General features: G+C 23.2%; 8 protein-coding genes. 3 read left to right on the forward strand and 5 right to left on the reverse strand.

Annotation, left to right across the window (positions count from 1 at the left end):
* Nucleotides 1-104 precede the first annotated feature (104 nt).
* From ACQH25_RS05095 to ACQH25_RS05110, 4 genes are all read right to left on the reverse strand, one after another.
* The gene (locus ACQH25_RS05095) at nt 105-383 is read right to left on the reverse strand and encodes a hypothetical protein (RefSeq protein ID WP_425380963.1); all 279 of its coding nucleotides are present in this window, start codon (nt 381-383) and stop codon (nt 105-107) included.
* A 21-nt stretch (nt 384-404) separates the two neighbouring features.
* Entirely contained in the window at nt 405-797 is a 393-nt protein-coding gene (locus tag ACQH25_RS05100; protein WP_425380964.1) for a hypothetical protein, read from the reverse strand.
* Nucleotides 798-1,164: 367 nt separating this feature from the next.
* On the reverse strand, nt 1,165-2,229 hold the full coding sequence (locus ACQH25_RS05105; RefSeq protein ID WP_425380965.1) for a restriction endonuclease subunit S: 1,065 nt from the start codon (nt 2,227-2,229) through the stop codon (nt 1,165-1,167).
* Nucleotides 2,230-3,850: 1,621 nt separating this feature from the next.
* Entirely contained in the window at nt 3,851-4,276 is a 426-nt protein-coding gene (locus ACQH25_RS05110; RefSeq protein WP_425380966.1) for a hypothetical protein, read from the reverse strand.
* A 332-nt stretch (nt 4,277-4,608) separates the two neighbouring features.
* Here ACQH25_RS05110 and ACQH25_RS05115 point away from each other — a divergent pair, with 332 nt between their 5' ends.
* Both ACQH25_RS05115 and ACQH25_RS05120 read left to right on the forward strand, forming a co-directional pair.
* A complete protein-coding gene (locus ACQH25_RS05115) occupies nt 4,609-6,336 on the forward strand; it encodes a hypothetical protein (protein WP_425380967.1) in 1,728 nt (575 codons plus the stop codon).
* Nucleotides 6,337-6,348: 12 nt separating this feature from the next.
* Nucleotides 6,349-7,257, forward strand: a complete 909-nt coding sequence (locus tag ACQH25_RS05120) for an ABC transporter ATP-binding protein (RefSeq protein ID WP_425380968.1) — start codon at nt 6,349-6,351, stop codon at nt 7,255-7,257.
* Between the two features lie 903 nt (nt 7,258-8,160).
* Here the strand turns inward: ACQH25_RS05120 and ACQH25_RS05125 are convergent.
* A complete protein-coding gene (locus tag ACQH25_RS05125) occupies nt 8,161-9,741 on the reverse strand; it encodes an APC family permease (RefSeq protein WP_425380969.1) in 1,581 nt (526 codons plus the stop codon).
* Nucleotides 9,742-10,526: 785 nt separating this feature from the next.
* Here ACQH25_RS05125 and ACQH25_RS05130 point away from each other — a divergent pair.
* Entirely contained in the window at nt 10,527-12,149 is a 1,623-nt protein-coding gene (locus ACQH25_RS05130) for an ABC transporter ATP-binding protein/permease (RefSeq protein WP_425380970.1), read from the forward strand.
* Nucleotides 12,150-12,190: the final 41 nt, after the last annotated feature.

A 12,190-nucleotide genomic window follows, 5' to 3' on the forward strand; every position in this document is an offset into this window, starting at 1 on the left:
TTCTAATATCAGTTACTGAAAAATTCAAAGCTTGTAACTGTTGATAGTCGTTAATACTACTTAATTCACTCTTTAACGAATGAATATAATTTAAGGCACGACTATTATATCGTTGTAAATAAGAACCGCGGAAATCATAAACTAAAAGTCATAGTTTCACCACTATAACTCGGTGGTAAGCCACCACGTTTAATTATTCGCTTCGTTTGTCTTTTAGATAAAACAACTTTATTATAATCATCAACATTAGTATAAATATTAAGTTTAAACTTAACTAAAAATAATAAAATACGCATGCTCTTAACTTGCACAATATATTTCACTTTATTAGCACCTGCTTGTTTTGGTATTCTATATCGGGGGTGTTGTTCAATCATATACATAATTCCATTAATTATGACCTATTAATACTTACAAAACATACCTAAACTTTCTTGTGTTGCTTTAAATTCAGATGATAAATCATTACTATTAATTTTTAAAGCTAATTCATCAAAAACAAGCATATCATTTTCTTTAAAAGCATAATTACTATTTAACTGCTCATTATAAGAACAACGATAACTATATTCATGACGAACTTTAATAGGAATCGGACTTACTACCCTACCTTTATGTTTTTGTGCTAAACAACAAGCAAGCGCAGATTTACCAGTACATAGTGGTGTTGTAATAATATAACTACCTATCCGTTGTAATATCTTTATATTTTTGCTAGTTATTAAAAACGGATAAAGTATTATTAATAATAAAACTCCTAACCGACTAAAAAGCCAACTGCTTTTAAAAATACTCATAATGTTAAAATTTGTTCTAAACCACTAGTAAAATCAACATTTAAAACCGAACTTATAGTATCATCAAAAATACGTCTTAATAATCCATCAAGTTTATATCATGCCTCGAATGATATGTTAAATAATAATTATATTTTAAATAAAATACATTCCCTCTTAACTTCTAATTTATTAGTTTATTTATTAAATTTGTTATTAAAGTATTTGTCTGAATAATTGTTATTTCAATCTTATTTAATAATGTTATTAATTGTTTTCCAAAATGAATTTGTAATGATTTTTCATTAAAATCCTCCTACTATACTTATAGTGTATAAAGATAACATAATTATATAAAAAATAACTAATACATTAAAGAAAATATTAGTTATTCTATTAATTTATTAATTAAAAGCTTTTTAATAAAAATGACTTTTGTTAAATTATTTTGCAAAGTTGTTAAATTTTCATATAAAGATTTAACTAATATCTTAATATGTTTATCATATTCAAAATATTTTAAATTTTTTATAGCATTATTACCTCCATGTTTAATAGTAGTTCCTGTTGTATATGCATTAAATATTTCTTTATTGATTGGATTAAGTAAATTTAATAATGCTATTGATAAATGTTGATTAGTAGTTTTAGGAATAACTTTTCTAATTGAACTTGAAAAAACTCCATTCAAACCAGTCATAATTCTACCAGGATCACCATCGGTAGCTAATAAAATGTCTTGATAATCAAAAAAAAAATTATTATCTTTAGTACAATATAAAGATTGTCTTTCACTATTAAAAGTTAAATCTTCTACTCTAATATATTTTACTAATTTATTTTCAATATTTTTAGTTCGTTTTGAACTTGATATTTCTGTACCTTTTATAAAGTTAAAATATGATAATAATTTTTCTTTTGTCTGTAAAGAATAGAGTTTTGTAATTAAAGAAAATAAGTTATTTATTAATTTTATTAATTTTTCATATATTTCTGCTAACTTTTCAAAAGGTTCTATAATGTCAATTATGCGCTGTTGACAAGATATTTTAGGAATTATAATATTTATATTTAAAAAGATTTTATGAGATAAATCTTTAATTGTGGTACCTGAACCTAAATTATTTATATTTTTTTCATTTTTTAAAACCCAAAAATATAAATATTTATTCAATAATTTATTTTGATCATTTATAACCTTAAAAAAATTATTATGATATACACCCTTAATTCCTATAATAGGTTTACCTGTTAATCCAGTTCTAACTATTAATAATTCATTAGGATAAACTATATGATTTTTTTTAGGGTTTTTTATATAATATTCAAATGATTCCTTTTTCAAAAAACCAATAGTTATATAAGGAAGAGAATTTGGTACTTTATTTTTTAATCTATTTTTTATCTTTATTTGTAAACCTTGCTGTAAGTTTAAGATATTTTTTAATTGCATATATTTATTCCTAACTATTATTTTTATGCCTAATCAATTAATAAAAAATATTAAAAATGAGGTTATTATGATATTAAAAACTATTTTTCCATTTATACTGGAAATAAAAATTCTAATCATGAAAATAAAAAGCTAAATATATATTTTGAACTTGTAATCCCGTTGCTAGTAAGTACAATATATGAAATTTTGATGGAAAATATATTACTCTAGCAGGGAATAATGATATTGGAAATTTTCATGCTAATTTTTCTAGTAGAAAATTGATATATATCAAAGAACTTATTTAATTCAAAGTAAAAGTTCCTTATATTTAAACAAATATCTTTATTATCAGTTTTATAAAAATAAACAATATTTTACTAAAAACTCCAAAGAAACAAGCACAAAATATTTAACAATAAATATTATAGAAAATTTTAAACTTATTTCTAAAAATGTAATAGATCAGCAACATATAATTGACATTTTAATGTCATAATTAATTATAGTACATTATTATTAGTTATTACAATTAATAATAAAATTTTGTAAGTGGTAATAAATTATGAGAAATACTGATAATTATCAATTATGATTAAATGAGTACAATTATTCAGGACTGTACAGTTAAAACTTATATTTATAACAGAAAACACTTCTTAAGTTAAATAATAAAAAAAATAGTGTAAATAATATTAAAAAATATATTGAATCTCAAATTAAGCATAATATTGATGTCAATTCAATTTGTTTACGAATAGAAGTAATAAAATCATATTTAAGATTTTTAAAAAATAAAAAAATAATTAAAAATGCAAAACATTCAAATTCCAAAATCTTTAGGAAAATTTTTGATACGATCGATAAAAGAGAACTAACCATTATTAATAATACAAACATATCAAAAAATTCATGAAATTAAGCAAAAAAATCAATTATTGTTTAAAATACTATTTTTTACTGAAGTTATACTCTATAAAATATCAAATTCAAAATAAACTAAAAATTATTATCGTATTTTAACCTTATAAAAGGTACAATAACTAATATTTTTTATATTAATACTAATACTTTAATACTTAATTTAATTCAAGTTTATATCATGCGAAGCATGATATGTCAAATAATAATTATATTTTCATCAAATTATTATAAAAAAAATAACAATTTAATTTAAAATAGAGGGACTTTGCCCCTCGTTGCTTCGCAACTCACCCCAGTGGGGTAAACTCTCCCCACGGCCAACCACCCTAAGGGTCTGGTTGGCACCCGCGACCAATAATATAGGTTTACGCTATTTTATCTTTAACATCTCTCTTATTTTTTAGCATATTTATTTCTATAATAACAAGTACGGCATTCAGTATTTGCAATTTCTTGCTTTTCAGTCTGCAAGATATTATCCAACTTATCTAATCCTACTGCTCTAATATCAGTTACTGAAAAATTTAAATCTCATCGTGGCGTGGTATTTAAAAATATAAAAATATGTTAACTTTCCCATTAAATTAAATTAATTTTAATACAAATAATATATCATAAAAAAAATAAAAAATGAACATTAATAAGAATTGCAGTAATTACTAATGTTCATTAAGCATTTTATATATACAAGTGAAATTATAAAAAAATATTAAAATTATTGTTTAACTACATTAGTAACTAAAAAATCTGCTTGATTAAAACCAATTTCAATTTTTACACCTCTAATAGATTGTTTATTTACCATATAAATTTTTGAAAAATTACTATAAATAGCAGTTGATAATTTTTCATAATCCGCTTCTTTAAATAAGAAATCTTTTTCTTTATAAAAAGTTTTAAATAAATTATTAAATTGTTCAATTGCTTTCAATGGTAAATTTTGTAAATAAATATTTTCAATCTCTAAAAAAGTTTTATGATTAATATAATCATAAAATTTAATATCATATATTTTATCACCAATGTAATCTTTGCCATCAATATTTATCACATTTATTTTAGAATTATTTAATTGAAATAAATTTATCCCCGAAACGATTGCCATTGTTGTAGTTGTTAAAATAGTTAATAATGCTTTCATATTTATATTTATCTCCTTAATAAATTTAACTCACATTAATCCTAGTAAAATTATAATATATATCACAAAATAAATAAAATAATATTTTAATGTAAAGCTGCTTGATTAAAATCTATTTTTTTTAATAAAAATTATATGAAAATGAATGGTGCTACGAAATTGATATTCATAAACATAAAAATATTTTATTACTCTCAAATGTTGCAAACATTTAACAACATTTCACCACTTTTTAATTTTTTTAGATAATATTACTGCTGGCTTTTAATTATATTTTTTAACTAATAAAAATAATTAACTATAATTGACTATAAAAGAAGGAGAAAAAAATAATGGCAAGATTACTAGAAAGCACAACTAAAACTATAGATGAAACAAAAACTAAAAATAATCAAGCAACTTGATTCAAACTATTTAGACTAATTATAATTAAAATTAGTTATTCTTTTATTACCGCATTTTTATTTTTATTTTCAATAATAGTTTCAGCATTAACTATTAGTATTTTATTTTTTTTAAATTTATCAGTAGCAACTTTTACTATTAATTTACAGTATTTCATTATGATTTTTTATAGTATATTTTTATTTATCTTTATTTTATTAAATACCATAAAAATTTTTGGTACTCAATTTGAAGATAGCTCTTTTTTATTATTGCTTACTAAACCTTACACAAGAACAATAATTATCTTAACACAATATGCTGCTTTATTTTTTATGAGTTTAATCTTTATCCTCATAAACACTATTATTTTATTAATTTTTGGTGGGATTTGTGGCATTATTATAAAGGCTCATTATTTAACTTTTTATGTGTTAACTATTATAAAATTATTTGCTTTTTGCTCATTATTTGCCATTTTAGTTACCGTCGGCGTTGTTACAATGTTAGCTTTTACTCCTTCACAAACAGTTTTTTTACTTTTTATTATTTTTTGTAGTTTATTTTTATTAGGTGGTTTACCTTATTCCTTAACTAAATTGAATAGTGATATTATTAAAATTAATTTTGAGAATGGTAGTCAATATAATATTAGCGAAATTAAAGAAGCAATTTTATTCAAACAAAACTTAGAAAAAGGATTAATTAAATACCCTAATTTAACAAAGGCTATTTTTGACTTTTATTCTAATCTTAATAATAATGAATTAAATAATATTAGAGATGATAATGTTATTAATAAGCGAATTGCTTTTTATCGAGAATTAGGATTTATTGCAACAAACCCTATTGTTAAAATCTTTCATGGTACAACAAACTCTTGACAACCACCCGAATTTCAAAATAAAAGTATAACAATACAAATTACTTTTACTAGTTACTTTAAAAGTTTCGATGAATTAAAAGCCAATGTTGTTAATAATAAAATTACACAAGACTTAATTAATATCATTAATGATTATGATAAGCAATATCATATTAATCACTTCATGAGTGTCCAAAATACAAAAGTACCATGATTATTAACAATTAATAATAATATTGATGACATTTATATCAAAATGACAGAACCAATAGCAACACCACCGGTAGCATTACCGCTTGATGAAATTAAAAACATATTTCTTTCAACATATGAGTATCGTTTTAGTTTTCGTAGTGAATTTAATAAAATGTTTTATAATCCTGTCTATTTTTTAATTAGAACGACCGAAGAATATATTTACCACCAAATTCATACTTATCGTCAAATTACTACTAATGACATTAAAAAAGATGAAAATTATAAAAATTACATTAATGTTGCTAATAGCTATCAATATATTAATACCTTTAACTTTATTGAACATTGAAATCAAATATGAACTTATTTTATGGGATATTATGGTGATTTTTGATTTGAACCATATGCATCATCTAATATCAATTTTGATACGCAAAAAAATACTTTATTTAGTTATCCCGACTTTAAAGTTAGTTTAAATAATAAATTAATCAAGACTGATAATCTTGACTATTTTCAAAATAATAAATCAGTTCTTGAAATATATCTTGCAATTTCTTGCTTCTTATTTTTATTTTCTTATGTTTTGTATAATCGAAAAATTGTTAGTTAGGAGAAAACTACTATGGCAAATACAAAAGAAATTATGATTAGTGTTAGAAACTACAATAAAAAATTTAAAAAATTTACTATTACTAACATAAATTTTACCGTATTTAAAGGAACAATTCATGCCTTAGTTGGACAATCTGGTAGTGGTAAATCTGTTTTATTAAAATCTATTATTGGCGCAATGCCTAGCAATAGATACAAAGGTATTATCACTGTTAATGATTATAAAGCAGGAAGTGCTAAATCAAAATTAAGTTTAGGTTATTCTTTAAATTTGGAAAACTTTCCACAAGGTTTAACAGCCTATAATTTTTTAAAATATTTAGGACAAGCAACAACTATTACTGACAGTGCATTAGAAATTAATCTGCAAAAATTATTAAAAAATTTTAACTTATGAGAACATCGTAATAAAACTTTAAATTCTTTTTCTTCAGGAATGAAAAATAGAATTATGTTAATTCAAGCTTTAGCCCATGATCCTGAATTAATAATCCTTGATGAACCTGGTGCTAACTTAGATTCAGAATCACGAAAATATTTTACTAATGTCTTAATGAACTTAAAAGCAGCAGGGAAAACCATTTTTTTAACTACTCATATGATTAACGAAGTTAAAGCTATTATTGATGATTGTACTATTATTGATTTAGGAAAATTGCTTTACAGTGGACCAGTAGCAAAATTTGATGTTGGTAAAATTTTTATTTTAACTACTAATGATTTATTAGCAACAATTAATATTCTCACAAGATATCAATATCAATTTAAATATTTTAAAGATTTAAATGAAATTTTAATTCGTTTAGATACCCAAGCTAAAATTGATAATCTTAATCACATTTTGAATAAGTATAAAATTAGTATTCAAAATCTTTATGAAAAAGAATTGGATTTATTGTATTTAAAAAATTTTTTGTAAAATAAAAATAAAAAACAATTAATTCATAACCTGTTAACAGGTTATGATTTTTTATAGTACAATTAATTATAAACTTAAGATAAGTTTAATTAACTTATTACCTTAATTTCAAAGGAAATGAGTTTTTATTTTACAAGCTAAAACTGAAATAAATCAATATCAAAAAATAGCAGAATCTACTAGAGAATATAGAATAGTTATAACCTATTATGACTATAATTTATAGATGAACGACATCATCTCAAGCAGCATAATTGTTAGATACTTATTGTTTTAAAAATAACTTTTCATCTTAGAAAGAGAAAAAATGCAAAAAGTTACAAAATGAATAAATAACCATCAAGAAAAAATTAAATGAAAAAGGGATAAATAAATATGACATCAAAAATGTATACCACAGTTGGTCCAAGTCTTTGAGGGAAAAATAGATTTAATGAAAATGAAAAATTAATTATTGAATTTTTATCCTTTAAGTTTACGAATATTTTTATAAATAAATTTACTTTTTATCATTATTTTAGTATAGGTTTTTTTGCCCTGCCTAGGTTTCCTATTTTTAATTATTGATGAGTTATTGACCAAAAATACCCTAAAATTTCTAAAAGAAAGTTAAAAAAATTATTTATTAAATTTATTAAAAATTGTGCTAGTGTATTAAAAAACATTGATAATTTAAATGAAAAAATTAGATTTGTTCAACTATCATTTATAGAGGCAAACATTGAAAAAAAATATAATATGATGAATAACATGTTTAATAAGTAGGTTTGTTCTTAGAGTTATAAATTATTTTATTCAACTTAAAAAACCAAGGGGGGATGAATATGATGTTTTTAGCAAATAACTTTAGATATCTAGTTTATAAAAATAAGTTATCTTTTTACAGATAACTTATTTTTTATTTTAATTATTAGTATTAATTTTTTCTAATGTTGCTTGATGTTCTAAATTAAAAGCAAATTCACTATTTAATTCTGTTTGTAAACTAGGATTTGTTTTTAAACGAAGTTGATATTTTTTAGAATAATAAGTAAAGTATCAAGTGATAGCAAAAATAACATTACTCAAAATAAATATTAACTCAATAACCATGGCAACAATCGCACTTGAATCAGTTGCAACAACTGCATCATGAATAATAGAATAATAATGTCAAACAAACATTAAACCTAAAGTTAGCAAACTAAATGGAAAAACAATTTTTTCATATCAATTTAGTTTTAATTTTTTATCTAATGCTAATTTTAGCACTGTAATTAAAACCATGATATAAACAAACATGGTAATCACAGAGAAAGATGATGATAGGTTAGCAACATTAAAAGCTGATGAATACTTTTGACCAGGATGAGAGACTAACCAAATTCCTTTAATTAAATCAGGAATCACTAATCATAAAATTAACATAATAGCTGTTACCATTAAATTAACAATCGCTGCTTTAACAGGTATTCCATCTTTATTTAAATTAAATAATTTATTAGAAATATATCCTTCTTTTGAAAGTGGTTGTAATGTTGTACCACCATATAAAGCATTTTGCATGGCAATATTAATTTTTAAAGCTAAACCACTAATAATCATCAATATTGGACCACCGTACAGAATTACTTTACTATTAAAAGCACTTCAAGCACCCATATTCATATTTTGAACAAAAACTTGGTATCCTAAAAAGAAAACAAGCGAGATAATAATATAGAAAACTGTCATAATTATCATAATCAAAGTAATACCTTTACCAATATTTTTTTCAGGATTATTAACATTTTTACCAGCTGTTGAAAAAATTTCAAAACCAGCAAAGAAAAAGAAACATGAAGTAAAAGTATTCATAAAACCAGCAAAAGAAAGGCTACTATTAGTAGTTCAGTAACTTCAATTTGATGAACTATTAGTTACTGCTAAACTAATACCAGCAATAATTAAAAATGCTGCTGTTAATCATTTAATAATTGATGTGGTATGTGCCATTTTTTTATATATTTTAATTCCAGCAAAAACAGCAGAAGCAGAAATCATATAAATCAAAATACCAATTAAATCTAAAAATAAATCAGAAAATGGCCCTCAATTAGCACTATATCATTGTGGTTGACCATTACTAATAAATTCTGGTGAAAAAGTTCCTCTAATTAACATCATTACTTGAATCGTAACAATAAATGGCAAACAAACATATTGCATAAATCCTACTAATCAACCTCAAAATCTGCCAAAGGTTGTTCGAATATAAATATATGCACCACCATTATTATCAGAATTGTGAATTCTTGATAATTTTGCAAAAGCTCATGCACAATTACCAGCGACAAAACCAATTAATAAATATACTCATATTGCATTAATACCAATTGAATTAGGCATGCCAATATTTGATAAAATTGCAAAGTTACCAATAAAACCAATTCCTACTGCATAATTAAAACCTAATCAAACAAATTCTTTTAATGATAATCGCTTATGGGACTCACTATTTGTCATTATTTTCCTCCTTTAGTATATTTTAAAGTTAATTGTAACATTAAATAACAATAATGACAAAATATTTTTTGCTATGGAGGCTATAAGGTTGGTGGAAAATGAAATAACTGATAATAAAAAATAGCAATATTATTCTTTTTTATATAATTATTGACTGTCTCTAATCTAGAATTATTATCACTAATATTAAAAACTAGCGCTAATAACCCAATTATTAATTTTGTCAGTTTTATTTCCCTTTTCATCTTTAACTTATTGTGAATACTTTTTTTCAAAATTTAAATTCTGAATTTTGTTTTTTACATATAAGAATATGCAATCAATAAATGTACCAATAATATTTAAGAAAAATAATTAATTAATAATATTCCAAAAATATTATTAATTTACATTCAACTATACTACTATTATAAATTAATGATAAAAAACTGGTAATGCAATAATAACTAACATTAATTTTAAAATCGCTAACATATTAGATCTCTTTTCAAATTATACAGTAATAATAATTAATTATATATTATATTTTATATTACCTTTAATCATTCTTGATATATCTATCTACAGTAATATTAATAATACATCTGCTTTGATCACAAACATTTTATCACTACTTCTATTTTTCTTGATTATTATTTTTAATTACAACACTATTTAATACATAAAAAATTTAATCATACTTTAATTGTTAATTATAATCATATCGTATATAATGATATCTTAGAAGCAAACTTGAAAGGTGAAAATAGTAAATAATTAATTTGAGAAAAGAAAGGAAATAACAAATGTTAACAAAAGAAATAAACACAAATCTAACAGCAACAACACATGAAAAAATTGTGAAAAATAATGACTTTCTGATTAATGCTACTGACATCATTAAAGTATATGGCGATAAAACTGTTTTAAACAAGTTAAATATTAAAATTAAACCTGGTGAACGAATTGGAATTATTGGTGCTAATGGTAGTGGTAAATCAACAATAACAGAAATTATTGCTGGCATTAGAAAACCAACATCTGGACTTGTTGAAAAAAAAGAAGGTACTGTTATTGGTTTCCAATTTCAAGAATCAAAATATCCACCTGGCATTACTGTTATGGACATGCTTATCTACTATTTAGAAACATTTAATATTGAAATGAACATTGGTCAATTAAATGAACTATTAAATACCTATCAATTATCAGCGGCGAAAAATAAAAATGTTATGTTTTTATCTGGTGGCCAACAGCAACGACTTAATATCTTATTAAGTGTCATTCACAAACCTGATTTGGTTATCTTAGATGAAGTGTCAACTGGTTTAGACATTGAAGTTAGAGAAGAAATTTTTGATTTCTTACAAAAAAATATTGTTGAAAAAAATGTAGCGATGGTATTAGTTTCTCATAATATGAGTGAAATTGAACATTTCTGTAACCGTATTATTTATATGCACGATGGAAACATTATTGAAAAACGTACTGTTAAAGATGTTGTTAAAGAATATGGATCAGTTCATGACTATACATTCCAACAATTTCAAAAATATAAAAAACCTACAATTGCTGCTGAAAAAGAAGCATTAGCGAAAAAGAAAGGACAACAAGATCCAAATAAAATTGTTAATGTCACAAAAGCACATCCAGCTAAACAAATACCTTTGCTAAAATTAATGCTTAAATATTATATAAAAGGATTTTTTGTCCCATTTTTTCTAGTTATTTATCCAATTTTAATTTTGGGAATTCAAGGTGAATCAATCAGACACACTGGAGCCGATATCGCAGGTACGATTTCTGCTGTTAAACAAATGATTGCTGGAATTACCATTGTTAATATTATTTCAGTTGGAATATTTATTATTCCACAAACGATTATTGAATTTAAAACTTCTGTCTTACTAAAAAGAATTGGTGCTACTAATATTCATCCATTATTCTTTGTTACTGCTGTCATCATTATTGGTGTATTTGCTTCCATCATTTCTTTCTTATGAACATTACTATGAGGTGGTATTTATTTTGGTGATGCTTATGGTTGAAATAATATTGCACTGCCTAGCCAAATTGCAGCTACTATGCCATGAATTTTCATTATTTTTATTAGTTCAATTGCTTTAGGGATAATGTTAGCCTCATTATTTAAAACGATGACTGCATACTTTGCTGTTGCTAACGTCTTATATTTACCAATTGCTTACTTAAGTGGTTCAATTATGCCAATTGATTGAATTACAAGTAGTAAAATATTAAATATTATTAGTTATTTCTCACCATTTAAGTATTCTACTTTCCCCTACTTTCAATGTTGAGAAGGAACATTCACGATGACATGAGAAATGTATTTATATGGAGGAATCAGCTTAATAATCCTAGCAGCTTTTATGGGCATTGCTGGTAAAAAATTAAAATGACAAGATTAATAATATAAAAATTAAAAGTGTTTGGGGAATTTCCAAACACT

This window comes from Spiroplasma endosymbiont of Polydrusus pterygomalis (assembly GCF_964030825.1).
Lineage (GTDB): Bacteria > Bacillota_I > Bacilli_A > Mycoplasmatales > VBWQ01 > Spiroplasma_E.